Raw genomic sequence first — 26579 nt, forward strand, 5'->3', positions numbered from 1 at the left:
AAAGTTCGTTCGATTCTATACGAACTTGCTCTGCTGCAAACAATCCTCTCTCCCTACTATCGCTTTAGTGACTTTCTTGATTGTGGGCGCCTTATGGCCCCGCAATTGCTTGGTATCAGAGGTGCTGCATGAGTGTTCAAACAACGGCCGCCGTGGCCAAACCGGTGATTAACATTCGCCTGTTCACGATACGCATCATCACGGCAGTGTCGCTGTTTGCGGTGTTGGGCAAGGCGAACGTCTGGCTCGACACAGCCACCAACAGCATTCTCGCCCTCGGCTATCGAGCCTTGTTGCTTCTTCTGCCCCTGACTTTGCTGGTGCTGGGACGTCGCTCCCTGAGTGTCACGCTGCTGTGCGCCGGCCTCGGACTGGTGTTGCTGGCTATCACCAGTAATCAAGGCATGGTGATGTTTGCGGCGGCATTGTTCGCCTACGGCATCGCGATTGTCGGTTACCTGATCAAGAGCGAAGCGGCGCAAACCAGGGAGGGGGCGGCCTACAACCGGGTCGCCATGAACATGGGCAGCCTGGTCGCCGGCCTGATCCTGTTGTCACCGCTATTGACCCCGACGATGTTTTTCCTCGGCGCCGCCGCTTTCGTGCTGCTGTGCCTGCCCATCGCCATGGGCGCGACGTTCACCACGCAACCCGCAGCTGCCCGTCCGGCCAGCCAGGCGGGCAGTGGCTGGCGCAACAAACTGCCGTGGGTCATCGCCGGCCTGATCATGGGGATCAAGCTGTTCGGCGTGTTCTCGATCCTGCCCCAGGCCATCCTGCTGAAGACCGGTGAGCTGCCGGCCTGGTACGGCCTGATGCTGATCCTCAACAGCGCCGTGGTGGTGTTCGCACAAATGCCGGTAATGAAACTCATCGAACGCACCGGGCGTTTCAAAGTGGTCGCGGTGATCGGGATCATCATTGGCGGTTTTGCCGTGCTCTCGTCTCCGGGTGCTTTCCATGTCGAGACGCTGGTCGGTGCACTGATCTGGGTGGCGCTGCTATCGGTCGCCGAGTGCGCGTTCAGCTACCTCGATTACTTCTCGGTCAAGCAGAACAACATGTTCGTCAAGGAAGTGTCCCTGGGCGTCGGCGCGGGGCTGACGGTGCTGATTATGCGTGTCGTGCCAGCCCCCTATAACGCCCTGGTGCTGGCTGCCATTGGCGCCGGCGGGATTCTCGCCTGGTACTGGCTCAACCGTAAATCCAGCGCATCACTGCACGACTGAGTCATCGCGTTAGCTTTTTTTGCATCACCGGTCGGAGGTTTCATGAAGACGACGTCATGCGTAGTAGTGGTCGGGTACAACGGCAATCGGGTACACGATATCCAGAAGTTGCGCGACCTCTGCAAGACGCTCTACAACGCCCGGCTCATCCTGGTGGTTGAGCGGATCTCACCTGAGGATGATCAGGTGGCGGATCACGTCTGCAGCGCTTCGCTGGCGCCGCAGGACGTTGCCGAATCACTGGAACTGGTGGCCGGGTGCCTGGATGTCGACCGCTGGAAGTTGATTGGTGTGTTGCCGTTTTCCGATCGAGGCGTGTTGCTCGGTGCGGCGCTGGCCACCCATTACGGCCTGCCCGGCATCACGCCGGGCGAGGCCCGGGCCGGGCTGGATAAACAGTTCTTCCGCAAGCTTGAAGCTGCTTGCGATACGGCGCCCGACGACTACCGTCCGGTGTTCTCCACGCGGGTCGAAAGCCTTGCCGAACTGCGTCAACGGGTCGTTGAACTGGGGGGCAAAGCCTTCATCAAACCGGCCTGTGAAGGCGCGAGCCGGGGTTGCCGGGTCATTCATCATCCGTCCGAATGCGACGAGGCATGGCAGGCGCTCAAGCCATACCGTGAGGGTGGCATCGTCCTGGAAGAGCTGGTCCGCGCCGCTCGCGAATACAGCTGGGATTACGTCGCCGGCAGCACCTGGGTCACGGAAAAAACCACCACAGAAGGCGCCTTTCGCGCAGAAATCCAACAGGTAGTGCCCGCGCCGTTGACGCAGGGTGTACAGGCGCGCCTGGCCGCTGCCGGTCGGCACATGTCCGGGTTGGTTTCGCTGGATAACGGCGCTTATCACAACGAGATTTTCCTGCGCCGCGACGGGCTGACTTCGGCGGTGGAAACCAACATGCGGCCCGGCGGCATGCACATCTGGGACCTGGCACGTCTGGCCTTTGTCGACTTCAACCCATGGGAACACTGGGTCAGGTGGGCGGTGGAGGGCAAGACCGCTCAGCAGGACCCGGTTGCACGCGGCTATTGCGGCATTCGCCTCCTCAGAGCGCCGGCCGGTGGTCTTTTGCGAGACCTGCCGGACATCGAATCCCTGGCCCGGGAACTGAACATCGAGTTGGTCGAGGCCGCTTACGAAAAGCGTGTCGGCGACTCGGTCATGGCACTGGTGAAGGACAACACGTCGTTCATCGGCCACATCGTTTTGTTCCGCGAGCACTACGACCAACTCAGCAATGATTTGCTGCGCCTGGCCGAAGCCATCGAGTCCCGTGTCGGCGTCAACTGCCTGGCGTCGCCAGTCAGAGCTGTCGGCTGATTCACGTTGTTGTCTTATTGATTTAGAGGGTTTGGTAATGATTGAGCACAAGACCTGTGATGAACGCTTCATCGACCTGGCCAAGGAGCTTGGCTATGACATCTATGGTGAAAACACCGCCGGCGGCCATTACGCCCCGCTGATTCGCCATCACGACGAGCTGTACATCAGCGGTCTGGTGCCACGCATGAACGGCGCAATCCAGTACCCCGGTCGTGTCGGGCTGGAACTCAGCCTCAGTGATGCCCAGGCCGCTGCCAGCATCAGCGCCATGCGCGCGCTGGCATTGATCGTGGACACCATCGGGTCGCTGGACAAGATCAAGTCGCTGGTTCGCGTCACCGTTTATGTGAAGTCCACAGCAGATTTTGTCGACCTCAGTGAAGTTGCAAACGGTGCGTCGGATGTCTTCAGTCACGTATTGGGGGATGCGGGCAAACATACCCGGACAACCGTCGGCGTCTATCAATTACCGAAAAATGCGGCAGTGGAAGTTGATGTGATCGCCGCGCTGAGACCAGCGCCTTTATAAGTGTTAGTTGATCGGCTTTACAGGGTGGAATGAGTAACCTAAGGTGCTGTTATTCAGTGGGCAGCCTAAGTTGGAATGTGGTGATGAATAACGTTAAAGGCGCGTTTTTTTCATATAAGGACTTTCGTGAAAGTTTGCACCATCAATCGGTCAGCCCGCGGGTATGGAAAGAGGCCGAGCTGACAGACATGCGTCAGACCCTGGAGGTCAGCGAGGTCGACATCGTGGCGCTGGCCCACGGCAACAGCCTCAACGGATGCGAGGTGATGCCCGGTGTGGCGATGGCCATGCAATGGCTGAAACCCGGCGCCGTGCTTAACGGTCACGCGCATTCCTGGTGGCACCTGTTTATCATTCAAGCGGGCCGCGGCGCGCTGACGCTGGGCGATGCCGACGAAGTGGACGTCAGCGCGGGTGATGTGTTGCTGGTGCCGGCCTGGACCCGGCACGGCTTCATCAACACGAGGACCGATGAAGCGTTGGCGATGCTGAACCTGAGCAACATGCCGCAGATGGCGCTGCTGTCGAATTTTGCGGACAGCCACGGGCTGATCACCAGCCGAGCCTGAAGCACCGTTTCACTGAAGGGAGTCAGCATTTGCCGAACTCCCTTTTTTTGCGTCTGCGAATTTTCTGTATCGATATAATCAGATAATTTCTGTATCTGTTCAGCAGCAAATCAACTAACTACGATCACTTCCATGGCAACGAATTAATATCGTTATGCAGGGGGAAGTGCTCTATGGAAAGTGCAAAAATAAAGTTGTATGTTGGTGCGGATTTTGTCAGCGCTTTTGCGATGTCAGTGTTTGTTGCCTTGAAAGAAAAGCAACTTTCATTTGAACTCGTGACGCTCGATCTTAAAGCCCGGGAGAACTATCAGCCGGGTTATCGTGATCTGTCGTTAACCTGCAAGATCCCCACGCTGGTTCACGAAGGTTTCGCCCTGTCGGAGTCTTCAGCCATCGCTGAGTACCTCGACGAAATTGCCCCACAACAGCAAAACCTGTTTCCCCTGGACACCCGGCAACGCGCACGGGCCCGCCAGCTTCAAGCATGGCTGCGCAGCGATCTGTTGATCATTCGCAAAGAGCGTCCGGCCGATCTCATCTACTTCGGCAAAAAAGACACGCCCCTGAGCGACGACGCGTTGGCGGCTGTCGACCGGCTGTTCTTTGTGGCTGACCGGTTGCTCAAGGGCGGCGCCGATCATCTGTTTGGTGACTGGAGCATCGCCGATACCGACCTGGCAATCATGCTCAACCGTCTGCTCGCCAATGGCGATCACGTTCCCGCGCGACTCGCCGCCTATGTCCGGCGCCAGTGGGACCGCGACAGCGTCCGTGCATGGATGGACATTGAGCGCACGGCGCCCGCTGTCCACTAACACCGCCAGGAAGACATCGGGAGCGCTGCCATGCAGGGAATGTCGGAATCGCCAAGATACAAACCCTATAACTCACGCACCATTCGCGACACGGCGTACTGGCACAGGCTCACGCCAGCGCTGCAGGAGGCCATGAACGTAGTGGCGCGGGTCATGCCGTTTCGCACCAACGAATACGTACTGGGGACGCTGATCGATTGGGACAACATCCCGGATGATCCTATTTTCCGCATGACCTTTCCCCACAAGGACATGTTGCTGCCGGACGAGTACGCCTTGCTCAAGCACCTCATCGAGCTGGATGACACCGCTGCCATCAAGCGTCGGATCGAAGCGATCTGGTTGCGCATGAACCCGCACCCGGCCGGGCAGTTGACGCACAACGGCGTGACCCTGGACGGAAAAGTCCTACCGGGTATTCAGCACAAGTACCGCGAGACCGTACTGTTTTTCCCCGGTGCCGGTCAGACGTGTCACGCCTATTGCACCTTCTGTTTCCGCTGGGCGCAGTTCATTGGCGAAGAAGAGCTGAAGTTCAACGCCCGTGAATCCCAGGAACTGGTGAGTTATTTGCGGGTGCACACCGAGGTCACCGATGTGCTGATAACCGGGGGTGATCCGATGATCATGAATACCCGTTCGCTGGCGGGTTACATCGAGCCGCTGCTGCATCTGCCGCACCTGAAGAGCATTCGCATCGGCACCAAGTCGGTAGCGTACTGGCCGCAGCGCTTTGTCAGCGACAAGGACGCACCGGAGCTCCTGGAACTGTTCAGACGCATTGTCGCTGCGGGGAAAAACCTGTCGGTGATGGGGCATTACAACCACCCGGTCGAGATCCGCCAGGACATCGCCCGCCAGGCCATCGAGCGTATTCGCTCCACCGGCGCAACCTTGCGCATACAGGCACCGGTGATTCGCCACATCAATGAGAACCCCGCCGATTGGGCCGAGCTCTGGACTGAAGGTGTGCGGCTGGGGGCGGTGCCTTATTACCTGTTCGTCGAGCGTGATACCGGCCCCAGTCATTACTTCGCCATGCCATTGGCTCGGGCGTTCGAGATTTTTCAAGCGGCGTATCGCACGGTCTCCGGGCTGGCGCGCACGGTCCGCGGGCCGTCCATGAGCACCTTCTACGGCAAGGTGCTGATCAACGGCATCGAAACCGTCGCCGGGGAAAAAGTCTTCGTCCTGCAGTTTCTGCAGGCCCGCGATCCGCAATGGGTATTGCGCGTCTTTTATGCGCGGTTCGATCCCCATGTGACCTGGTTCGATGACTTGCGCCCCGCGTTTGGCGAGCGCTTGTTTTTCTTTCAGACCGAGCCCGTGGCAGCGCCGGAGTTGATACCGGTCCTGCTGGAAACGGCGTAGGGCAATTCTCAAGGAGACAGGGATATGAGCAGTGCTGGGTTTGATCAGCGAGAAGGATTTATCTGGCTCGACGGCGAGTTTGTCGAATGGTCCCAGGCGCGTCTGCATGTGCTCTCCCACGGTCTGCATTATGCGAGCACCGTGTACGAGGGCGAGCGTGTCTACAACGGCAGGATTTTCAAACTGCGCGAACACAGCGAACGGTTGTACCGCTCGGCGGCGCTGATGGATTTTGTGATTCCGTATGAGCTTGCAGCGCTGGAAGCGGCCAGTCATGAATTGCTGCGTCGCAACGGGATCGTCGACGGATATGTGCGGCCCGTGGCCTGGCGCGGCAGCGAAATGATTTCCACCTCGGCGCGCTTCAACAGCGTTCATGTGGCGATCGCCTGTTGGCAGTGGCCGAGCTATTTCGACCCGGCGGCGCGCATGGCGGGTATTCGCTTGAAGACCGCCGAGTGGCGCCGGCCGCCACCTGACTGTAGTCCTTTTGAGGCCAAGGCGTCGGGGCATTACCAGATCGCCACGCTGAGCAAGCACGACGCGGAAAACAGCGGCTACCACGACGCGCTGATGCTCGACTGGCGTGGTCAAGTCGCCGAAGCCACCAGCGCCAATGTGTTCTTCGTCAAAGACCGGACGCTGCACACGCCGTTGGCGGATTGCTTCCTCAATGGCATCACTCGCCAGACCGTGATCGAACTGGCCAGGGCGCTGGATTACCAGGTGCTCGAGCGGGTCATTCCTCCTACGGAGCTTGGCGACTTTGATGAGTGTTTTCTCACGGGTACTGCGGCCGAAATCACACCGGTACAAAGCATCGATGAGCATCGGTACCGACCGGGCCGCGCGTGCAGCGAATTGATTGCCGCTTACACCTCAACCGTCAACGCCTGATAAACAGCCAGGAATTTCACCATGTCAGATCAAGGGATTGTTGCGTCTAAACCTTACGTTTCACTGGGGCACCGCCACGAGGAATTGTCAGCCCGCGGCTGGACCGTGCTGACCGCAGACGAGTTCGCCGATGATGTTGTCGGGACCCTGCAGGCATTCGGTCCGATCATTCCGCAATTCAACGGGCAGATGGCTTTCGCGATCACCCGCAAACCCGGTTACGAAGACCTGCCGTATTCCCAGAGCATGAACGGCATTGGTCCGCACACCGAAGCGCCAGTGTACGGACCGCCGCCGCGTTACCTGGCGTTGCATTGTCATCAACAGGCAACGTGTGGCGGTGGGCATACCGGTCTGGTAGACGGCATCAAGTTTCTGGCATTTCTCGAACACGCGGACCCCGAGCTGCGTGAATGGATCGATGACACGCCGGTGGAGTTCGTCGCCACCGCCAAACCCGGCGAACCGGCACAACGCCGAGTCAAGGAATACATCCTGACGCCGACAGAAGAAGGGGACATTTTCCGCTTCAGTTACAACCAGTTTCACTACGGCGATGTAAACCCCTCCAAGGAGCATCTACAGCAATCACTGGTCACAAACAGCACGACGCCATTGGCCAGGTTTGCCGTACTGGGTGAAGCCTATTTCGTGGAGCACAACACGCCGGTGTTGATTCCCGACGGCTGCCTGCTGATTTGGGACAACTGGCGAATGATCCACGCCCGCAGTCGTTACACTGACCCGGCGCGCAACCTGACCCGCTATTGGCTGGCCTGATTTTTCCGTCGCCCATCATTCCATCGGCGTACCCCCAACAGGGTGCGCGTCCTACAGGTATCGCGTTATGCAAACAGCCATCGAGATCGCCAAGGTCGATCATCAATTGATCGTGCGGCTCAATCAGGCGTGGACCAAACGGGCCACTGTGTGTGCGCCGGACAAGGCGCTGGTCAGCGAGCCGTTCGATCCGGCGCGTCCGGATTATCCGGAGTCCATGGTGCCGTTTTTCCATCACCCGGCATTCCAGGTTCTGAGCGAGGAGCTCAAGAGCAGCGTCGTGACCTGGGGCTGGATCGGCTACAACCTGCGCACGGTCACCGCCGAAGAGCACGTGGTGAACCCGGCGCTTAGCGTCATCGCCAATCAGTACCTGGGCAAGGACGACTGGCATTTTCGCGAGGCGATGCAGCAGACGTTGATCGACGAGCACTACCACACGCTGATGCACCTGCGTGCCATCGAGCGCACCCGGCTGGACCGGGCGCTGGACCAGGACCTGGACTTGCCGCCGTCAGTGACCTACCTGCGCCTTGTCGCATTGCGTGAAGAATTGCCCGAGCAGTGGCAACGGGATCTGGCGGCCATCACCTTTGCGGTAGTGGCCGAAATCAGCGTCAACGCCTACCTGGACCTGCTGGCGGACGATCACAGTATCCAGCCGCAAAACCGTCGCGTGGCCGAACTGCATAACCGCGACGAATATGCTCACAGCAAGGTGCTCGCCGAAGTGGCGAAGGTGATGTACGCGAACATGCAGCCACCGCAGCGTTTGTTTTTCGCCCGTACGTTGTCGGTAGCGCTCAGTGCATTCGTCGCCCAGGACTACTCGATGTGGGAGGCGATTCTGACGCAGCTCGGGGTCGAGGCGGCGAGTCAGATCATCGCCGACACTCGCGAGAGCAACAAGAACGCCACGATCATGCGTGACTACAGCGGTCTGCTGCGTCTTGCACAGGACCTGGGCATCACCGACGAGATCGATTTCGACTTCCGTCCGACCCTCAACGCGGCCGCTGTGGCCTGAATCGGGAGGTGTGCATGTCCGTTCCTGAGTACGAAGTGTTCGCCATTCGTGTGGGCGCCAATGCCCAGCGCACCGCTCGAGAAAATTTTCTGTACGACGCCTGCTGTGGTGACCCGAATGCGTCCATGCCCCTGGACTATTACTTCTGGGTTATCCGCAATGAGCAACAGGTCATCGTGGTCGACACCTGTTTTCAACCGGCCACGGCGGATCGGCGCAACCGGCAGATGTACCGTTTGCCTGAAGATACGCTGCGACAACTGGACATCGATCCGGCCCAGGTCGACACCTTGATCCTGACGCATCTGCACTGGGATCACGCCGGCAATATCGGGTTGTTCCCCAAGGCCACGGTGCACCTGCAGGAAGCGGAATTGCGCTTCTGCACCGGACCGAAAATGACCCATCGCACGGTGAACAAAACCTACGAGGTGGGCGACGTGATGTCGGCCCTGCCGCCGTTATTCGAAGGGCGGATGCGCTTGCACTCGGGCAGTGTCGAGGTGGTTGCGGGCGTGACCCTGCACCCGGTCGGCGGGCATACGCCGGGCAGCCAGGTGGTGCGGGTGAACACCGCGCGCGGGTGGATCGTGCTGGCCTCGGACGCTGCGCATCTGTGGGCGAACATTCGCCAGCGCAGTCCGTTTCCGATCCTCGATGACCTGGCCCAGACCCTGGAAGCCTTCAACCTGATCGACAGCCTGGCGGACAGCGAAGACCACGTCATTCCCGGCCACGACCCGCTGATCGCCGAGCGCTTTCCCCATTGGAACGATGATCCGCACATCATCTGCCTGCACAACCCACCGATATGAATTGATTTCCCTTTAGGAGCTGCCGAACCTGCCCTTGTGGTGAGGGGATTCATCCCCGTTGGGTTGCGAAGCGACCCCAAATCAGACCACCTGGATGAATCAGACATACCGAGTGCGCAGGTTTTGCGACGACTGCGTCGACGAACGGGGATAAATCCCCTCGCCACAAGGGCGGGCTCGGCAGCTGCTACAGAGATACTTGCAGGCTGCTACAGGGTTAGTGTTGGTGTTTAAGGATCTGGCCGAGGGTCGCCAGTGCTTCGTCTATTTTCGGCGAGTACGGCGCGCCGCAACCGATGCGAACGAAATGATCGAAACGCTTGGCGTTGGAAAAGATATCCCCAGGTGAAATCTGGATGCCGGCGTTCAAAGCCTCCTGGAAAAGCACCATCGATGAGTACCGGTGCGGCAGCTCCACCCATAACAAGGTGCCGCCTCGCGGGTTGCTCACGCAGGTACCCGAGGGGAAATAGTGCAGGATTGCCGCACTCATCTGCTGGCGTTGCTGCGTCAGGGTTTTCCTCAGCCGGCGCAGGTAACGTTCATAGGACGGCGTTTTCATGAACGCACTGACCGCCAGTTGCGACAACGCTTCGCAGCCCCTGGACTGGGTGTGCTTGAGCATTTCCACGCGCTCGTGCCATTGGCCCGCGCTGATCCAGCCCAGTCGCATGCCCGGAGCGAGGGTTTTGTTCAGCGATGCGCAATAGATCAGGTTGTCGGTGCGGTCCCAGTGCTTGAGCGTGGACAGGGGCTGATCGGTGTCCACCAGGTCGCCATAGGTGTCGTCTTCGATCAGCACCGTGCGGTACTCGGCGCACAGTTGCACCAGCCGTGCCTTGTTGGCGTCGGGCATGATGCTGCCCAACGGATTTTGCAGATTGGGAATGACGATCAGCGCACGAATCCTTTCGGGACCGAGCAGCAGTTTTTCCAGCGCAAACAGGTTGATCCCCGAGTGCGCGGTCGCCGGAACTTCCAGCACGCGAAGGTTCAGGCTTTCGAGAATCTGCAGCAAGCCGTAAAAGGTCGGCGATTCAACGGCCACGGTGTCGCCGGGTTGGGTGACGGCGCGCAAGGCGAGGTTGATCGCCTCGGTCGCACCGTGGGTGATCACGATCTTCTCGGCGCTCACGTTGGTCTTCGCGGTGAGTGCGCGCCGGGCCAGGGTATTGCGCAGCGCAAGGTTGCCGCAGGTCGAACCGGGTTTTCCGAGCAATTGCTGATTTTGGCGCAGCGCCTTGATCATGTGGTCCTGCAAAACCTTCAGGGGATAGAGTTCCGGTGCGCAGTAGGCGCTGGCAAAGTTGACCTTGATGTTCGCCCGCTGGCCAGCCTTGAGCACCGACGACACCTGCTCGTGAATGCCTACGTACACCCCGGTGTCCAGCGGTGCAGGAGGCACGGGCTTGGGCACGTTCTCCGGTTGACGGATGTAGTTGCCGGAGCGCGGACGCGCTTCAAGTACCCCGTAGTCCTCAAGCTCACGGCACACCTGCACGGCGGTCGACAGGCTGACGGCGTGTTTTTCCATCATCAGTCGAATGGAGGGAAAGCGCTCTCCGGTTTTCAGGGTGCCGCTGCGGATCGCGTCGAGGTAGTGGTGGGCTAACTGACGGTAAAGGGGCGTTGTGTTCATGACGACCTCAGCAATCGCACCACTGAGGTCTTGGGCTGGAAAGTGAGATGACGCTCCCCGCAGGCGGACCCGTGGCGCTCAAGGGTTAAGGGAAGTGTTGGTCCTGCTGTCGATACTGGAACAGGAATCGCGGTCCTGCCGGATTCGCAGGCAATAAAAAGCCCCGCACGAGGGCGGGGCTGAAGGGGTACTGAAGTTAACGAAAAATCTGTGGCTTGCCAGAAATCTGCAGATATCGCGATATCGGCGTTGCCCCCCTGGGGTCGCTTCGCAACCCAACGCAGGCTTCGCCAGCTGCTACATGAAGCGTTGTGCCGGTTATACGATCCCTGTAGCAGCTGCCGAAGGCTGCGTTCGGCTGCGCAGCAGTCGCCCTGCTAGTCAGGAACCTGTGGCTAACCAGACATCTGTGGCTAATCAGACACCTGTGGCGAGCGAGCTTGCTCGCGCTTGAGTGCGTAGCACTCACAAATATGTGGAGCTCTCAACTGGGGGCCGCTTCGCAGCCCAGCGGGACGGTGCGGCGGTCCGACAAGCTCCCTCGCCACAAATACTAAGTGTCCGGGTTACTGCGCAGCGATAGTGTAGCCATCGAACGCTGTCTGTTGCTGCAGCGCGGTGATGATGTTCTTGCGGTTACTGGCTTGCTCATTCCCGGCATTGTCCAGGAAAGTCTCGCTTTCCAGCTCCGCTTCTTCACCTTCACCGACGAAAGTCAGTCCCAGGAATTCCAGGGCTTCGCGATCAACGTTCATTCGCGAACGCGGTGTACGCATCGGCAGGGTGACGCTTACGCCGTCCTTGCTGATGGTAAAGATTTCGACGTCTTTCTTTGCCCGCGCTGTCTTGCTCTTGCCGCTGCTCGGGTTGCTGATGGCCTGATGGGTCTGGTTCAGCACTTTCAGCGCCAGGCCGTAGACGATTTCCTGGAACGCCGGGTCGTCCTTGAAGCTGGACAGGATGCGGCTGATCGGGAACTTGCCGCTCAGGTCTTCGAGGGCCGCGATGTCGGCCGCTTCGGCGTCCTTGAGTTGCTTGAGTTCGCCCATCAATTCGTAGGCCTTGTCGTCGTCGAAGCTGTCGTGAGCCTGACGAATCGCGGTGCGCAGCTCGCGGATCTGGTCGCTTTCACGGGTGGACTGGAACGAATCCAGGACCATCTCGGCGATGGTCTTGGCCTGGGGTACGTGCTGTGAAAGATTGATGGAGTTTTCGTATTCCGCTTTGGACGACAAGGTGACTACGGATTCAGCGGTGTTGGAATCGGACATTGAAATTTCACTACTTCTTTTAACTTGGGATGAGGCGAGAAAGCACAGGGCCTTTTCAGGCCGCCTAATCTATTGGACAGCGACGCAGTTGTCACGGTTGAACAGGCGGGCGGACAAAAGATTGCCGCGTTTCACTGTAGGAGCTGCCGCAGGCTGCGATCTTTTGATCCTGTTTTTTAAGATCAAAAGATCGCAGCCTGCGGCAGCTCCTACAGGGGGGCGGTTTTGAGGGCGCGGAACACCTGATAGAACCTGATCGACCGCCCGCAGAACAAACCGCTGGCCACGCCTGATGCACAAGCCTTGAGCAACACGATGGGGAGTGTCGCCGAGTACGCCGGGTGAACCTCGGCCTCGTAGCCAAAATAGTAGTTAACCGCAAAGAACAGCAGGTAGAGCACCAGCGTCTTCATCGTGCCTGGCAGGATCAATCCGGTTCCCGTGTCATCCAGCGCGACGTTCTTGCTGGAAAAAATCAGCAGGGCGGCAGCGCTGCCTACCAGCACGGCGATCAGCCAGAAACCTGTCGCTAATGCGGGATGCAGCGAAAGATTCAGCGAATAAAAGGACCAGCCGAGCAAAATCGGTGGGGTGATCAACAAGGAGGTTTTGCTTTCGCGAGTCGGGGAGAGGGCCTTGATGCCGAAGAAGCACAGCAGGGCAAAGATCGCATAAACCCACAGCGGGGTGTGTTGCAGGGCGTTGAACATCGTGACGCGTCCATGTCGAAAAATGTGCGGGGATAATAGTCGTGCTGCGACGAAACAGCCGACTATTTCCCCGACACCTTCACGGATGCAGCAACTTCTGCGCGCGTTTGTCGGCCAGATGCTGCAGCACCAGCCGCCCGATGAGCACCAGCAAGGTCAGCGAGATCAGCAGCACGGAGATGGCGGCCACGCTTGGATCGACGTTATCGCGCAGACCGCTCCAGATCCGTTTCGGCAGCGTGTCCACGTTGACGCTGGTGATGAACAGCGTCACCGCGACTTCTTCCCACGACAGGGCAAACGCCAGCAGCGCGGTGGAAGCGATGCCCAGTTTCAGGTTCGGCAGGATCACCATGAACGTGGTTTGCATCAGGCTGGCGCCGAGGTTGCGCGAGGCAAGTTCGATACGCCGGTCAATCTGGCTCAGCGCCACCATCATGGTGACGACGCCGTAAGGCACCACCATGATCACGTGGGCGATCACCACGCCTGTCAGGGTGTCGTAGCCCATTCCCGGGGCGAAGCGCCCGAGCTTGGTTTCCATGAAGTACAGCACCAGTGCCGAAATCACCGGCGGAATAGCCATGGGCAACAGCACCAGGCCGATCAGCGCCGTGGCCCATTTTGAGCGCAGGTACCAGATGCCGAGGCTGAAACTCGCCGCCAGCAATGTGGCGATCACACTGGTGGCGAAGGCGATGGTCAGGCTCTGGCTGATGGCATGGAACCAGTCGGGGTTGCTGACCAGCGCCTCGTAATGGCGCAGCGACCAGTTGCCTTCCGGCATCGACAGGAAGCGTTTGCTGGTAAAAGACACCGGGATGACCGTCAGCAACGGGAACAGCATGAAGGCCATGGCGATCACGGCCAGCAGCCGCGTACTCAGGCTTGTGCGATGGGTATTCATAATGACCTCAGCCGACCAGTCGATTCACGCGGGTGATTTTCAGCAGCACCCAGATCAGTGCACTGACCAGCGCCAGCAACACCACGCTAAGTGCAGCCCCCAGGCCCCAGTTGCTGGTCTGGAACATTTGCAGGAACACGTATTCGGCGATCATCACCGTTTGCCCGCCGCCCAACAGCACCGGCGTGATGAAGAAGCCCAGGCAGAACACAAAGACCATGATGAAGGCGCCCAGCATGCCCGGCAGCGTCTGTGGCAACAGCACTTGCCAGAAGGTGCGCAGCGGGCCGGCACCCAGGCCGCGGGAAGCCATGAGGATGCGTTGATCCAGCTGGCGCATGCTCGACAGCAGGGGGAACACCGCATACGGGATCATCACGTGGAGCATGCCGATGACCACACCGATTTCATTGCGACTCAGCTGCAACGGTTGGTCGATCAGCCCCATGCCCATCAGGCCATTGTTGAGCACACCGTTGCTGCGCAGGGCGATCAGCCAGCCGAAGGCGCGAACCAGCACGGAAATCCAGAACGGAATGAAGATGCAGATCTCCACCACGCGCTGCCAGAACGGTGGGCTGAACACCCAGCAGTAGGCCAGCAGATAGCCGATCAGCAACGCCAGGCAACTCACCGTCATGCACAGGCGCAGGGTGCGCCACAGCATGTCGTGGATCGCCGGGTCCGTGGCGATGCGCTCGTATTGCTCGATGCCCGGTGTCGGCAAGGAGAAGCTCCAGCCCACCACACCCAGAAACGGCAGCACGTAGAACACCAGCAGCAACACTGGCAGCGGAAACAGGAGCAAACCGCGTTCCACGCCCGGAGAACTGAATCGGGGCTTGGGGGCAGTCAAGGTTGAGGTCAGGGTTGTCGTCATGGTCGATGGCTCACTTGGACAGCCGTGTCAGGTACGTTTCCAAGGTTTTCGAGTAGTTGTCGGCGTACCACTGGGCGTTCAGGGCGATCTGCTTTTTCAGGTTCTCGGCCGACGCGCAGTTGGCTTCCAGTTGCTCAGCCGACATCAATTTCTCGGTGGCGCTGTTCGACGGACCGTTGCCCAGCAATTCGAACAACTTGAGCTGACCTTCCGGTTGCAGCGCCTGCTGGATGAATTGCATGGCCGGTTGCGTACCCGCCGGGTTGCCCTGCAACACCGCCCAGCTGCTGGAGTTGATGAAGCCGTTGTCAAAGCTCCAGCGCACGCGGTTGTCGGTGTCTTCGGCGAGCAGCTTGGCGCGGGTATGCCAGATCGCACCCATCGACACTTCGCCATCCACCATCAGTTGCTGGCTTTCGGCACCCGAACTCCAGAAGGACAGCACATGGGGCTTGATCTCATCGATCTTGGCCATCGCCCGGGCGACGTCCAGTGGGTACAGCTGATCAGCCGGCACACCGTCGGCCAGCAACGCTGCCTCCAGCATCCCGTTCATCCATTTGTACAAGGTGCGTTTGCCGGGGAATTTCTTCACGTCCCAGAAATCGGCCCAGGTCTTGGGACCATTATCGCCGAATTTTTCACTGTCCCAGGCCATCACGTAGCTGAACTGGTAGCTGGCGATACCGTGATCGGAGGAGAGCGCCGGGGCCACCAGGTCGCGCTTGATCACGTTGTAGTCCAGCGGTTGCAGGATCTTTTCCTTGCCCAGGACGATGGCACTGTAACTTTCGACGTCGACCACGTCCCAGCTCGGCTGACCGCTGGCCAACTGCGAACGGATAGCCCCTTCGGTCGGCCCGGCGCCGTCGATGCGCACCTGGATGCCAGTGTTTTTGGTGAAGGTTTCGGTCCATGCCGAACGGAAGGCGTTCAGTGCGTCACCGCCCCAGTTAACCACCACCAACGGCTTGTCGGCCGACCAGCTGATGCCACTGCGCAGCGCCAGCGGCACGGCGGCGAGCAACCCCATGGCCTGCATGAAGGTACGACGGTTGATCTGCCCGCCACGGGCCTTTTCGATAAGCACTTCAATACAGTCGCGTTGATGATCCTGGCTCATTGCAAGTCCTCAGTCGGCGGGTGTCCTTCGGACAGTGGCCTTTTTGTTGTCGTTAGGAGAGAGAGCTTTTTGACGCATGGTGTTACCGGCTTCAGGCCTGTAGCAGGAAGCTTTGCTGCACCGGCCAACTCAGCCACACCGGCGCACCACTGGGCATCAGCGCGCCCGGATGATTGCCAGGGACGGACAGGTTGACGGGCAAGGCATCGTTGCCGACCTTGAGGGCCAGGTGGGTGCTGGAGCCTTGGTAAACCTTGTCGGTGAGTTGCGCGGGCATGACGTTGTAACCGTCACGGGTCGGGCAGTCGCTGTGCAATTCCATGTGTTCGGGGCGCACCGCCAACACGGTCGGCTGAGCGCTCAACGGGTTGGGGGCGAGGGCGTGCAATACGCTGTTGCCGCAGCGACCGGTGGCGGTCGGGCCATTGCGGGTCAAGTCCGCCAGGGGAAAAAGATTCATCTTGCCGAGGAATTCGGCGACGAACCGGCTCTCGGGGCGGTTGTAGATATTTTCCGGCGTGTCGACCTGGGTCAATTTGCCGTGGTTGAAAATCGCGATGCGCGACGAGAGCGCCAGGGCCTCGCCCTGGTCATGGGTCACGAACACGAAGCTGGTGCCAACCTGGCGGTGGATGCGCTGCAGCTCGGTCTGCAGTTGTTCGCGCAGGTTTTTGTCGAGGGCCGACAGCGGCTCATCGAGCAACAACAGTTCCGGCTCGAACACCAGCGCCCGGGCAATCGCCACGCGCTGTTGCTGACCGCCCGACAGTTCGGACGGTTTCTTGTGCATGTGCGCACCCAGGCCGACCACTTCAAGAATGTGCTTGACCCGACGCTGGCGTTCCTCGGCGGCGACTTTGCGGATACGCAGCGGGTAGGCCACGTTATCGGCGACGCTCATGTGCGGGAACAGCGCGTAGCCCTGGAACACCATGCCGTAGTTTCGCTTCTCGGCAGGGCGCTTGATGATGTCCACGCCTTGCTCCATCAGCTTGCCCGACGTCGGGCTGAGAAAGCCGGCCAGGATCATCAGCAACGTGGTCTTGCCCGAACCGGACGGGCCCAACAGGGTCAGGAATTCGCCTTGGCGAACGTCCAGATCGACGTTATCCAGCGCCGCAAAACGACCGTAATACTGGCTGATGCCTTGTGCACTGAGCTGAACCGCTGAACGGCTGGACACGATGAGAGTTCCTCTTTTTTATTTGCCCCAGGGCGTGCGAGGACGGATGTCAATCCGACAGGGGCTTTGGGCTCATTATTGTTAAAAATATCGCTACATCAATGGAATTATTTTGCAGGTATTGGTTAGTTTTATTACTCATTTCCTTAGGGCTGCTCACGATTACCTGTAGCAGCTGGCGAAGCCTGCGTTCGGCTGCGAAGCAGTCGTGAAATCAGGCGATGCACTCTTTCTGAAACACCGCATGCTTAGAATTCACGACTGCTGCGCAGCCGAACGCAGGCTTCGCCAGCTGCTACAGGGATCTGCGTTACAAAGTGTCCTGCCAGGTCTGATGGGACGACTGCAACTGCGTCTTGACCCAATTGCTGAACGCCTGGACCACCGCGCGCTCGGCTTTTTGCGGGTCGGCGGCGAGGTAATAGCCACGGTGCAGGTCGATGGTGATGTCGAAAGGGCGCACCAACAGGCCTTTGGACAGGGCATCGCCACTGATCAGGTTGTCGCCGATAGCGATGCCCTGTCCTGCGATGCAGGCCGACTGCGCGCAATGCGCATCGGAGAACAGGATCCCGCTGACCGCGTTCACCCCGGAAGCACCAGCGGCGGTCAGCCAGACGCGCCAGTCCGAATAGTCCGTCATGTGCAGCAGTGGGTAGCCGCTGAGTTCCTGCGGGTTTTTCAGGCCGCTCAAGGCATTGATCAATCGCGGGCTGCACACGGGGAAGAAGCGCAGGGCGACGATTTCTTCCACGACCATTTCCGGCCAGTCACCGATGCCATAGGCGATGAACAGGTCGGCACTCGGGTTATTGATGTCGTCGGGAGTCCTGGGAGAGATCAGCTGCAATTGCACTTGCGGGTATTGCCGCAGGAACGCGCCGATGTGGTGACACAGCCAATAAGTGGCGAAACCCGGTGCGCAACTGACGCACAACCGCCCGGAAATCTCCTGGTCGTCGACCAGCTGGCCAGCGTCCAGCAGGTTCAACAAAATCCCGTGCACCTCACGCGCATAGCGTTCGCCCTGATAGGTGAGGCCAATCCCCCGGCCAATTCGCTCGGTCAGGGCGAAGCCGACACATTCCTCAAGCTTGCTGATCTGGTGACTGATGGCGCTGCGCGTCAGGTTCAGTTCACGGGCGGCGACCGACACGCTGCCGAGACGGGCGACCGCGTCCAGGGCGCGAAGGGCTGTCATCGATGGAAAACGCATAAATCATCCCGTTGAAAAGTGGAAGAAACAGGTCTGCATTCATAAGTGCAAGCGTGATCCCCTGTGGCGAGGGAGTTCACTCCCGCTCGACTGCGAAGCAGTCGCAAAACCGGTATCACCGGTATATCTGACGCGATGGAGTCATCAGGGTTTGGGGCTGCTGCGCAACCCAGCGGGAGCAAGCTCCCTCGCCACAGGGGTTGTGTTTGCCTAAGGTCGCATTCCGCCAGTGACTGTACTTATGGTGACGGAAATTGAACAGTCAGGCCAAAAAAAATCGATTGTTGTATCGGTTGGTTCAACAATACTAGCCCCATTCGTCATCGGGCCGTGCTGGCCCTTCATCAAAGAGGTGCTGCATGACCCGTTGTGCCGAGGCGCTCGTTCAGTTGCTGGAAGGCTATGGCGTTGACACTGTCTTCGGCATCCCCGGCGTGCACACCGTCGAGCTTTATCGTGGCCTGGACGGCAGTGGCGTAAAGCACGTCAGCCCGCGTCACGAGCAAGGGGCCGGGTTCATGGCGGACGGTTATGCCCGTGCCAGTGGCAAACCCGGTGTGTGCTTCATCATTACCGGCCCGGGCATGACCAATATCCTGACCGCCATGGGGCAGGCCTATGCGGACTCGGTGCCGATGCTGGTGATCTCCACCTGCAATCGCCGCGAACATTTGCGCCTGGGTCACGGGCATCTGCATGAATTGCCCGATCAGCGCGCCATGGTCGCCGGGGTGTGTGCGTTCAGTCATACCGTCCAGCATCCGGATCAACTGCCGGAAGTCCTTGCCCGTGCCTTTGCGCTGTTTGGCTGTACGCGGCCACGTCCTGTGCACATCGAGATACCGCTGGATGTACTGGAGATGTCGGCCGATGGCCTGGACCTGCGGCCTCGTGCCTTGCCCCCGGCTCCTGCGCCAGCCACTTCGGCTATTGACGCCGCGATCGAACTGATCAACCAGGCCCGCAGGCCATTGATTCTGGCCGGTGGCGGCGCCCGTCGAGCAGGTGCCGCCCTGACTTCGCTGGCTGAACGGTTGCAGGCGCCGGTCGCGCTGACCACCAATGCCCGTGGCTTGCTGGCGCCCGAGCACCCCCTGCTGCTCGACGGTGTGCAGTCCTCCGCACACGGTCGTGAGCTGTTTGCCGAGGCGGATGTGGTGCTGGCGATCGGCACCGAACTGGGGGAAACCGACTACGACTTTTTCGGCCTTGGACCCTTGGCGTTCAAGGCGCCGCTGATTCGTCTGGACATCGATCCGATGCAGGTCCTCGGCGCGCAACCGGCCCAGGTCGGCCTGTTGGGCGATGCCGGGGAAGGGGTGCGTGCACTGTTGGCGAGACTGCAAAGCAGGCCCATCTTTGGGGCCGCTTCGCAGCCCAGCGGGACGGTGCGACGATTCGATGAACTCCCTCGCCACAGGCCTGATCAGGCGTGGGCGAGTCAACGGGTTGCCCAGGTCAATGCGCTGGAACACGCTGGCTGGAGTCTGAAACAACGTTGTCTGCAGACGGTGCTGGACACGGTGCGTGATCACCTGCCGCAGCCGCTGATCGTCGGCGATTCGACTCAGCCGGTGTATCAGGGCGCGCTGGGTTATCGAGCCCCGACACCCAACAGTTGGTTCAACGCCGGCACCGGTTACGGAACCCTGGGTTACGCGTTGCCGGCCGCCATTGGCGCGAAGCTGGCGCAACCCTCGCGCCCGGTCGTGGCGTTGGTGGGTGACGGTGGACTGCAGTTTTCCAGCGCCGAACTGATCGCTGCAAAAGAGGCGGGCGCCGGCGTGATCCTGTTGCTCTGGAACAATGCCAGCTACGCCGAAATCCGCGACTACATGAACGCCAAAGACGTGCCGCTGGTGGGCGTGGACATTCTCACGCCGGACTTCCAGGCCCTGGCGCGCAGCTGCCATGTGGCCCATCACCGGGTGACCAGTCTGCACGGCCTGCGCGAGTTGCTGGGCCAGTTCGGTCATTGCGACGAACCGGTGATGGTCGAGCTGGACGCTGCGGCGTTTCTGGCGGAGTAGGCCGCGCGTTACGGGCTACAAAAACAAGAATTTCCAGGTCCTCGAAGCGCCGAACGCGCGGGACCTTTCTATCGCACTGAACTGAAAAGGTGGCTTACGTGGCTGAGTCCGACAACTTTACCTCGACCCATTCCGCACAAGGGACATACGCCGATCTGATCCTCGGTAACGGTCGCATCTATACCCAAGATCCGGCGAACCCGTGGGCCGAGGCCGTGGCCATTCGCGACGGCAAGTTGATCGGCGTCGCAAGCCTTGGCGAACTTGAGACGTTCAAAGGCCCCAACACCGTTGTGCATGACCTGCAAGGCGCTTTCTGCATGCCGGGCCTGCACGACATGCACACGCACCCGGACCTGGCATTGGCACCGCGCTACAGCGACGACCTGGACGTGGGCATCGAAGACCCGACGCCCGAACAGCTGCGCGAAAGCATCCTGGCCTATGCCGACAGCCATCCGGGCGATGGCTGGATCTACGGGCAGTACTGGGTGCGCTACACCTTCCGTGAAGCCGGGTTGACTCCGGGCCGGGCGTGGCTCGACAGCGTCATGCCGGACCGCCCGGTCGCGCTGCTCGACCGGATGTGGGGCACCATGATGGTGAACTCCAAGGCCCTGGAACTGGCCGGCATCGATCGCCATACCGCCGACCCGCGCAACGGCTATCTGGAGCGTGACGAACTGAGCGGCGAACCCACCGGCCTGATGATTGACGGTGCTTACGCGATGATCCACGCCGCCATGCCGCCTACGCCGGTCAGCGTGCTGCGTCGCGCCTACCGCGACGGCGTGCATTTCCAGAGTTCGCGCGGGGTGACGGCGAGCAAGTACGTGCACGTTTGCGAGCAACGTTTGCAAGCGCTGAAAGAGCTCGACGACAGCGGTGAACTGACGGTCCGCATCGAAGCGGCGATCAGTTGGCAGGACGATATTTTTCCGGTGCGTCGCCGCTGGGAATTGCTCAGTGGTGAACGTCACTACTACCGCAGCGCGCGCCTGAGTGCGAACGCGGTGAAGTTCCATTTCGATGGCACGGTGGAGCCGAAGTCGTCCTACCTGCTGACACCCTGGCCACAAGAGAAGAGCTGGCGCGGCAAGCTCAACCTGACCCCTGAGCACATCACCGACATGGTGGTGGACATGGACAGCAAGGGCATCCGGGTGATTGCCCACTGCACCGGCGATGGCGCGTCCGACGTGTTCCTCGATGCAGTCGCCGAGGCCCGCCGTCGCAATGGTTTCAGCGGCGTGCGTCATCAATGCGCACACAGCACGTTGCTGCATCCGGGGAACCTGCCGCGCTTCAAGGAACTGAACGTCATTGCCGAGTTTTCGCCGGCCGCCTGGTACCCGACGCCGTTCGCCAGCGGTGCACGTTCGGGCTACGGTCAGGAGCGGCTCAAACGCATCTACGATTTCAAAGGCGTCCTCGAAGCGGGCGGCACCGCAGTCATGGGCACCGACTGGCCGGTGGCGTCCATCGACCCATGGCTGGCGCTGGAAACCATGGTCACTCGCCAGAACCCATGGAACGATGATCCCGCGTGCTTCGGCGAGCCCATCAGTCTCGAACAGGCCTTGAACGTGATTACCTCCAACGGCGCCGTGGCCATGGGTCTGGAACACATGACGGGCAGTCTGCAAGTCGGCAAGTCCGCAGACCTGATCGTGATCGACCGCGATCTCTTCGCCGAACCTGCGCGCAATTACATCCACCGCACCAACGTGCTGCTGACCTTTGTGGAAGGGCAGTTGGTCTACGACCGTCATTCGACGCTGGCACCGGCTGGATTGAAAGCGGTCTGGCAGGGTGAACCGCCCGTGCTGGAGGGTAAGGCGTGATGGACGTTCCACGCATTGCAGTCACGGTGGTCTCGGGGTTCCTCGGCGCGGGTAAAACCACCTTGCTCAACCGCATGGTGCGCCGTGCGGAGGGCAGTCGGCTGGCCGTTATCGTCAACGATTTCGGCGAGCTGAACATCGATGCGGCCATTGTTTCCGAAGTCACCGACGCGGTGTACAGCCTGCAAAACGGCTGCATTTGCTGCACGGTTCAGGAAGATCTTCTGGCGCAACTGGCGAGCCTGGCGCAACTGCAGCCTCGGCTTGAGCGCATTGTCATCGAGTGCAGTGGCGTGTCCGATCCGCAGCGCATCGTGCAAACCCTGGCGTACCCGCAACTGCGCAGCCAGATGCAGCTGGACATGGTGATCACCGTCGTTGACTCGACCCGTCACCTGCAACTTGAAGGCGAGTACGCACGACTGGCCAGGGCACAAGTGGCTGCCGCCGACCTGCTGCTGTTGAACAAGACCGACCTGGTGGACGACACGCAGTTGCAGGCACTGCGCGATGCGCTCGGTGCGCGGACACGGGTACACGAAAGTGTTCAGGCCGAGCTGCCGGATGCGCTGTGGCTGGACACCGACCTGGATCTTGAACCCCGTGCGCAAAAACCGATGACACGGGTGTCGGCGGACGATCACGGCGAAATGTTCAGCAGCTGGCTGTGGCAGGATTCCACCGGGCTTGATGTCGAACGTTTACGCGGTTGGCTGCACGCCTTGCCGGGCGATGTCTTCCGGGTGAAGGGGCTGGTGTTGCTGGCGCAGGGCGGCAAGGCGCACTGGCTGCAGCACGTCGGCACCCGCAGTCAGTTCTTGCCGGCTACCGACGAGGCACTGGCCAGCGGTTCCCGATTGGTGTTTATTGCTCGTCGTGGCTTTGACGGCTGGGAAGCGTTGGGGCAAGGACTGGAGGCGTGCAAGGTGACGGAGGAAGCGCGAACATGAACCCGATGGAACAACGTTTACGTGAAGAGTTGGCAGCCTGTTATCGATTGATCGCGCATTTTCGCATGAGCGATCTGATCTTCACGCACATTTCGGTGCGCCTGCCGGGGCCTGAGCATCATTTCCTGATTAACCCTTATGGCTTGATGTTCGATGAGATTACCGCGTCGAACCTGGTCAAGATCGACCTTGAAGGTCGGGCGGTCGAGGCCAGTCCTTTTCCGGTCAACCCGGCAGGCTTTGTCATTCACAGCGCCATTCACGGTGCCCGTGAAGACGCCCAGTGCGTGTTGCATACCCATACCAAGGCGGGGTGCGCGGTCGCGGCGTTGAAGTGCGGGCTGCTGCCGGTGAACCAGATCTCCATGGAGTTTTATGGTCGGGTGGCTTACCACGACTATGAAGGCGTGGCGCTGGACATGAGTGAGCAACAGCGCCTGGTGCAGGACCTGGGTGACAAGACGGTGCTGATGTTGCGCAACCATGGTTTGCTGACGGTGGGCGAAACCGTGAGCCAGGCGTTCTTGCGCATGTATTACCTGGAAAAAGCCTGTGAAATCCAGTTGGCGGCCAAGGCTGCCGGCGAGGTGATTTTGCCGCCGCCAGAGGTGTGCGCGCATACCGAGCGTCAGTTCAATGATCCAGGGCGGCCGCTGGAGGAGGGTCAGTTGAACGACCCGGATGCAATGCAGTTGGCGTGGGCAGCGTTGATCCGGCTGCTGGATCGCGTGGCTCCGGGGTATCGGGACTGACCCGGATTTTTCTGTGGTCGAACTGGCGCCATCGCTAGCAGGCTAGCTCCCACAATTTATCCGGGCCATCTTCAAATGCTGCATTCACTGAAGACCCCTGTGGGAGCTAGCCTGCTGGCGGTGGTCTCCCAGCCAAAATAATCTATCTGACCCACCGCCATCTCTAGCAATCCAGCTCCCACAATTCATCCGGATCGCCTTCAAATGTTGCGTTCACTGAAGACCCCCTGTGGGAGCTAGCCTGCTGGCGATGGTCTCCCAGCCAAAACAATCCACCTGACCCACCGCCACCGCCATCGCCGGCAAGCCGGCTCCCACAATTTATCCTGGCCATCTTCAAATACTGAGTGCACTGAAAATCCCTGTGGGAGCGTGGCTTGCCCGCGATGCAGGCGCCACGGTCTCTCAGGCCTGCCCCGGGGTATTCAGGTTCATCGACCGCACCGCCAGCGCCGTCGCGGTCTCTTCATCGATCGGCAGTGAAAAGACGAACGTAGCGCCTTGCCCCGCGACATCCACCAAACGAACTTCCCGGCCATGCAACTGCAGGATCCGCTGCACGATGCGCAACCCCAATCCCCCGTCACGTCGTGCACCACCAATATTGAACGGCCGCAGGAACAAGCCTTCGCGCAGTTCCGCAGCGATGCCCGGCCCGCTGTCGCTGATGGTGATTTCAACGAACCGGCCTTGAGGAACCAGGCTGATGCCGATGGTTCCGCCGAGGGGGGTGTGACGCAAGGCGTTGTCGAACAGGTTGGTGAGCACGCGCTCGATCAGCCCGAGGTCGGCGAACACGCCAGACACAGTGGGTGCAAAGCTCGCCTTGAGTTGCACTTGCCGGGCTTCGGCCGTCAGTTCGAATTTCTGAAAGATGTCCTGCACCAGATCGGTCAGTGAAAAGCGCTCCAGCACCGGCTGCACAAAACCATGTTCGAGCCGCACCAGTTCCAGCAGTGATTGCGCCAAACCGCCGACCTTGCGGCTTTGATCCAGCGCGATGCCCAGGTAACGGCGGCGATCGGCGGCGGACAAGGTGGCGTCCTTGAGGGAAAGGGTTTCCAGGTAACCGTGCAGCGAGGCCAGAGGCGTGCGCAGATCGTGGGAAATGTTCGCCACCAGCTCCCGACGTTCCTGATCCTGACGGGTCAGCGAGCGCCATTGTTCGCTGAGACGTGCCTGCATCTGGCGGAAGGCTGCGTCGAGTACGGCAATTTCATCGTGGCTCGCCGCTTTCTCCACAGGGACGGCTTCAGCGGGTGTGACCGGGACGCCGTCGATGTCGAACTGGCTGACGGTTTCGGTCAGGCGACGCAAAGGCCGGGTGATCAGGGCAAACGCCGTAAGGCCGGCAATCAGGCACAGCATCGCGACCAATCCGATGGATAACAGTGCGGTATTGAGCGCAGCGCTGGTGGCGCCCCGTTCGGCGAAGCGGTCATGCTCCTCACCGAGCAAGACTACGTAGAGATAACCCGCCGGTTTGCCGTTGACCTTCAACGGGGCGGCGCTGAACACTTTGCGTGCTTCGGTACTGCGTGGGTCGTCGCCGAGAATGGGCAGCGCATCCCCTTTGAGCAGGCGTTGAATTGGCGCCAGATCCACCTGCTCGCGGCGAATCCGTCCCTCGGGCGCAGCACTTCCGACAATCCGGCCCTGGGTATCCAGCAAGTACACCTCGACGCTCGGGTTGACCAGCATCAACTGGCTGAAGAGGCTGTGAACGGCGTCGGGCATCAGGCCCTGGGTGTCCATCAGTACCGTGTCGTTGGCGATGTGTTGTGCCAGATCCCGGGAAAGCCCTTGCACCACTTCCTGTTCATGCATCTGGTTGGAGCGCACCTGCATCCACGCCGACGTACCACAGCACACCAGCAACAGCACCGCGAACACCAGTGACAACCGTTGTGTCAGGGTCAGCCTCACGAGTGTTCCTCCCTGGCCGCGAATTTATAGCCGCGGCCCCACACCGTGAGAATGCGCGCCGGTTGCGCCGGATCGGCTTCGATCTTCGCCCGCAGCCGGTTGATGTGCGTGTTGACGGTGTGCTCGTAACCTTCGTGGCTGTAGCCCCAGACGGCGTTGAGCAAGTCCATGCGCGAGAACACCTTGCCCGGCTGGCGGGCGAAGAAGTACAGCAAGTCGAACTCCCTTGGCGTGAGGTCGAGGCGGCGACCGTCGAGGGACACGTCGCGAGTGATCGGATCAACGGTGAGGCCGTCGAGGATCAGGCTGCCGGCATCCATTTTCAGGTTGCGGGCCATGGCATCGACACGCCGCAACAGGGCTTTGACCCGTGCCACCAGTTCGAGCATGGAAAACGGCTTGGCCAGGTAATCGTCGGCGCCCAGTTCGAGCCCCAGGATCCGGTGCATTTCGCTCGAGCGCGCGCTGGTAATGATGATCGGCGTGTAGCGGGCCATGGCCCGGGCGCGGCGGCAGATTTCCAGACCGTCGACCCCCGGCAACATCAGGTCCAGGACCAGTGCGTCCCAGTTGCCTTGCTGCAACAGGCGCATGCCTTCGTCGCCGTCGGCGCAGTGCACCACCTCGAACTGCTCGTCGCGAAGATGCAGGCAGATCAGGTCGGCGATATGCAGGTCGTCCTCGACCACGAGGACGCGTTTGGTCTGTTCCATCAAGCTCAATCCTTCAGCGCAATGCACACAGTGTGCGGGTTTTTCCATGGCCGAGTTATCACGAATTGTTTAAC

24 protein-coding genes are annotated in these 26579 nt (G+C 60.2%); 14 read left to right on the top strand and 10 right to left on the bottom strand.

Annotated elements, in window-relative coordinates; genetic code table 11:
- The first annotated feature begins 128 nt into the window (after positions 1-128).
- From ACA063_RS04630 to ACA063_RS04675, 10 genes are all read left to right on the top strand, one after another.
- Complete coding sequence (locus ACA063_RS04630) at positions 129-1229, top strand: MFS transporter (protein ID WP_497664945.1); 1101 nt, start codon at positions 129-131, stop codon at positions 1227-1229.
- Positions 1230-1271: 42 nt separating this feature from the next.
- The gene (locus tag ACA063_RS04635; protein WP_497664946.1) at positions 1272-2552 is read left to right on the top strand and encodes an ATP-grasp domain-containing protein; all 1281 of its coding nucleotides are present in this window, start codon (positions 1272-1274) and stop codon (positions 2550-2552) included.
- A gap of 37 nt (positions 2553-2589) precedes the next feature.
- On the top strand, positions 2590-3084 hold the full coding sequence (locus ACA063_RS04640) for a RidA family protein (protein WP_497664947.1): 495 nt from the start codon (positions 2590-2592) through the stop codon (positions 3082-3084).
- An 83-nt stretch (positions 3085-3167) separates the two neighbouring features.
- Positions 3168-3653 carry a cupin domain-containing protein gene (locus tag ACA063_RS04645; RefSeq protein WP_497664948.1) on the top strand — a complete coding sequence of 162 codons (486 nt, stop codon included), beginning with the start codon at positions 3168-3170 and terminating at the stop codon, positions 3651-3653.
- A 173-nt stretch (positions 3654-3826) separates the two neighbouring features.
- Positions 3827-4471, top strand: a complete 645-nt coding sequence (yfcF, locus tag ACA063_RS04650) for a glutathione transferase (protein WP_497664949.1) — start codon at positions 3827-3829, stop codon at positions 4469-4471.
- A 30-nt stretch (positions 4472-4501) separates the two neighbouring features.
- On the top strand, positions 4502-5842 hold the full coding sequence (locus ACA063_RS04655) for a KamA family radical SAM protein (protein WP_497664950.1): 1341 nt from the start codon (positions 4502-4504) through the stop codon (positions 5840-5842).
- A 24-nt stretch (positions 5843-5866) separates the two neighbouring features.
- Positions 5867-6739 (top strand): branched-chain amino acid aminotransferase, encoded by an 873-nt coding sequence (locus ACA063_RS04660; protein ID WP_497664951.1) that lies wholly within the window; start codon positions 5867-5869, stop codon positions 6737-6739.
- A 21-nt stretch (positions 6740-6760) separates the two neighbouring features.
- Positions 6761-7519, top strand: a complete 759-nt coding sequence (locus ACA063_RS04665; RefSeq protein ID WP_497664952.1) for a TauD/TfdA family dioxygenase — start codon at positions 6761-6763, stop codon at positions 7517-7519.
- A 67-nt stretch (positions 7520-7586) separates the two neighbouring features.
- Complete coding sequence (locus ACA063_RS04670) at positions 7587-8546, top strand: diiron oxygenase (RefSeq protein ID WP_497664953.1); 960 nt, start codon at positions 7587-7589, stop codon at positions 8544-8546.
- 14 nt (positions 8547-8560) lie between these two features.
- Positions 8561-9361 carry an N-acyl homoserine lactonase family protein gene (locus tag ACA063_RS04675; protein WP_497664954.1) on the top strand — a complete coding sequence of 267 codons (801 nt, stop codon included), beginning with the start codon at positions 8561-8563 and terminating at the stop codon, positions 9359-9361.
- Between the two features lie 217 nt (positions 9362-9578).
- Here the strand turns inward: ACA063_RS04675 and ACA063_RS04680 are convergent, their stop codons facing one another.
- From ACA063_RS04680 to ACA063_RS04715, 8 genes are all read right to left on the bottom strand, one after another.
- Entirely contained in the window at positions 9579-11000 is a 1422-nt protein-coding gene (locus ACA063_RS04680) for an aminotransferase-like domain-containing protein (protein ID WP_497664955.1), read from the bottom strand.
- 566 nt (positions 11001-11566) lie between these two features.
- Positions 11567-12271 carry a hypothetical protein gene (locus ACA063_RS04685; RefSeq protein ID WP_497664956.1) on the bottom strand — a complete coding sequence of 235 codons (705 nt, stop codon included), beginning with the start codon at positions 12269-12271 and terminating at the stop codon, positions 11567-11569.
- Positions 12272-12480: 209 nt separating this feature from the next.
- Positions 12481-12981 (bottom strand): hypothetical protein, encoded by a 501-nt coding sequence (locus ACA063_RS04690; protein WP_497664957.1) that lies wholly within the window; start codon positions 12979-12981, stop codon positions 12481-12483.
- Positions 12982-13060: 79 nt separating this feature from the next.
- Positions 13061-13888, bottom strand: a complete 828-nt coding sequence (locus ACA063_RS04695; RefSeq protein WP_162437351.1) for an ABC transporter permease — start codon at positions 13886-13888, stop codon at positions 13061-13063.
- Between the two features lie 7 nt (positions 13889-13895).
- Complete coding sequence (locus ACA063_RS04700; RefSeq protein WP_497664958.1) at positions 13896-14768, bottom strand: ABC transporter permease; 873 nt, start codon at positions 14766-14768, stop codon at positions 13896-13898.
- Between the two features lie 10 nt (positions 14769-14778).
- Positions 14779-15891: an ABC transporter substrate-binding protein gene (locus ACA063_RS04705; RefSeq protein ID WP_497664959.1), complete on the bottom strand. Its 1113-nt coding sequence runs from the start codon at positions 15889-15891 to the stop codon at positions 14779-14781.
- A 91-nt stretch (positions 15892-15982) separates the two neighbouring features.
- Positions 15983-17074 (bottom strand): ABC transporter ATP-binding protein, encoded by a 1092-nt coding sequence (locus ACA063_RS04710; RefSeq protein ID WP_497664960.1) that lies wholly within the window; start codon positions 17072-17074, stop codon positions 15983-15985.
- Positions 17075-17384: 310 nt separating this feature from the next.
- Positions 17385-18290 carry a LysR substrate-binding domain-containing protein gene (locus ACA063_RS04715; protein ID WP_497664961.1) on the bottom strand — a complete coding sequence of 302 codons (906 nt, stop codon included), beginning with the start codon at positions 18288-18290 and terminating at the stop codon, positions 17385-17387.
- Positions 18291-18649: 359 nt separating this feature from the next.
- Between ACA063_RS04715 and ACA063_RS04720 the strand changes: the two genes are divergently transcribed.
- The 4 genes from ACA063_RS04720 to ACA063_RS04735 all read left to right on the top strand — a co-directional run bounded on the left by ACA063_RS04720 (position 18650) and on the right by ACA063_RS04735 (position 23866).
- Positions 18650-20320, top strand: coding sequence for a 5-guanidino-2-oxopentanoate decarboxylase (locus ACA063_RS04720; protein ID WP_497664962.1), 1671 nt, complete (start codon positions 18650-18652; stop codon positions 20318-20320).
- Positions 20321-20418: 98 nt separating this feature from the next.
- Positions 20419-22164 (top strand): amidohydrolase, encoded by a 1746-nt coding sequence (locus tag ACA063_RS04725; RefSeq protein WP_497664963.1) that lies wholly within the window; start codon positions 20419-20421, stop codon positions 22162-22164.
- Positions 22164-23114, top strand: coding sequence for a CobW family GTP-binding protein (locus tag ACA063_RS04730; protein ID WP_497664964.1), 951 nt, complete (start codon positions 22164-22166; stop codon positions 23112-23114). Before ACA063_RS04725 ends, ACA063_RS04730 begins: the two co-directional genes overlap by 1 nt.
- A complete protein-coding gene (locus ACA063_RS04735; protein ID WP_497664965.1) occupies positions 23111-23866 on the top strand; it encodes a class II aldolase/adducin family protein in 756 nt (251 codons plus the stop codon). The genes ACA063_RS04730 and ACA063_RS04735 overlap by 4 nt, the downstream gene beginning before the upstream one ends.
- A gap of 405 nt (positions 23867-24271) precedes the next feature.
- Here ACA063_RS04735 and ACA063_RS04740 read toward each other — a convergent pair whose 3' ends face one another.
- The gene (locus tag ACA063_RS04740) at positions 24272-25792 is read right to left on the bottom strand and encodes a sensor histidine kinase (protein WP_497664966.1); all 1521 of its coding nucleotides are present in this window, start codon (positions 25790-25792) and stop codon (positions 24272-24274) included.
- Positions 25789-26505 (bottom strand): response regulator transcription factor, encoded by a 717-nt coding sequence (locus tag ACA063_RS04745; protein ID WP_497664967.1) that lies wholly within the window; start codon positions 26503-26505, stop codon positions 25789-25791. The genes ACA063_RS04740 and ACA063_RS04745 overlap by 4 nt, the downstream gene beginning before the upstream one ends.
- Between the last annotated feature and the right edge of the window lie 74 nt (positions 26506-26579).

It is taken from the genome of Pseudomonas sp. LBUM1643, assembly GCF_059716215.1.

Excerpts from the sequence above, each read along its gene's own strand:
- ACA063_RS04630 (WP_497664945.1), top strand. The coding sequence starts at position 129 with ATGAGTGTTCAAACAACGGCCGCCGTGGCCAAACCGGTGATTAACATT.
- ACA063_RS04635 (WP_497664946.1), top strand. The coding sequence starts at position 1,272 with ATGAAGACGACGTCATGCGTAGTAGTGGTCGGGTACAACGGCAATCGG.
- ACA063_RS04640 (WP_497664947.1), top strand. The coding sequence starts at position 2,590 with ATGATTGAGCACAAGACCTGTGATGAACGCTTCATCGACCTGGCCAAG.
- ACA063_RS04645 (WP_497664948.1), top strand. The coding sequence starts at position 3,168 with ATGAATAACGTTAAAGGCGCGTTTTTTTCATATAAGGACTTTCGTGAA.
- yfcF (WP_497664949.1), top strand. The coding sequence starts at position 3,827 with ATGGAAAGTGCAAAAATAAAGTTGTATGTTGGTGCGGATTTTGTCAGC.
- ACA063_RS04655 (WP_497664950.1), top strand. The coding sequence starts at position 4,502 with ATGCAGGGAATGTCGGAATCGCCAAGATACAAACCCTATAACTCACGC.
- ACA063_RS04660 (WP_497664951.1), top strand. The coding sequence starts at position 5,867 with ATGAGCAGTGCTGGGTTTGATCAGCGAGAAGGATTTATCTGGCTCGAC.
- ACA063_RS04665 (WP_497664952.1), top strand. The coding sequence starts at position 6,761 with ATGTCAGATCAAGGGATTGTTGCGTCTAAACCTTACGTTTCACTGGGG.
- ACA063_RS04670 (WP_497664953.1), top strand. The coding sequence starts at position 7,587 with ATGCAAACAGCCATCGAGATCGCCAAGGTCGATCATCAATTGATCGTG.
- ACA063_RS04675 (WP_497664954.1), top strand. The coding sequence starts at position 8,561 with ATGTCCGTTCCTGAGTACGAAGTGTTCGCCATTCGTGTGGGCGCCAAT.
- ACA063_RS04680 (WP_497664955.1), bottom strand. The coding sequence starts at position 11,000 with ATGAACACAACGCCCCTTTACCGTCAGTTAGCCCACCACTACCTCGAC.
- ACA063_RS04685 (WP_497664956.1), bottom strand. The coding sequence starts at position 12,271 with ATGTCCGATTCCAACACCGCTGAATCCGTAGTCACCTTGTCGTCCAAA.
- ACA063_RS04690 (WP_497664957.1), bottom strand. The coding sequence starts at position 12,981 with ATGTTCAACGCCCTGCAACACACCCCGCTGTGGGTTTATGCGATCTTT.
- ACA063_RS04695 (WP_162437351.1), bottom strand. The coding sequence starts at position 13,888 with ATGAATACCCATCGCACAAGCCTGAGTACGCGGCTGCTGGCCGTGATC.
- ACA063_RS04700 (WP_497664958.1), bottom strand. The coding sequence starts at position 14,768 with ATGACGACAACCCTGACCTCAACCTTGACTGCCCCCAAGCCCCGATTC.
- ACA063_RS04705 (WP_497664959.1), bottom strand. The coding sequence starts at position 15,891 with ATGAGCCAGGATCATCAACGCGACTGTATTGAAGTGCTTATCGAAAAG.
- ACA063_RS04715 (WP_497664961.1), bottom strand. The coding sequence starts at position 18,290 with ATGCGTTTTCCATCGATGACAGCCCTTCGCGCCCTGGACGCGGTCGCC.
- ACA063_RS04720 (WP_497664962.1), top strand. The coding sequence starts at position 18,650 with ATGACCCGTTGTGCCGAGGCGCTCGTTCAGTTGCTGGAAGGCTATGGC.
- ACA063_RS04730 (WP_497664964.1), top strand. The coding sequence starts at position 22,164 with ATGGACGTTCCACGCATTGCAGTCACGGTGGTCTCGGGGTTCCTCGGC.
- ACA063_RS04735 (WP_497664965.1), top strand. The coding sequence starts at position 23,111 with ATGAACCCGATGGAACAACGTTTACGTGAAGAGTTGGCAGCCTGTTAT.
- ACA063_RS04745 (WP_497664967.1), bottom strand. The coding sequence starts at position 26,505 with ATGGAACAGACCAAACGCGTCCTCGTGGTCGAGGACGACCTGCATATC.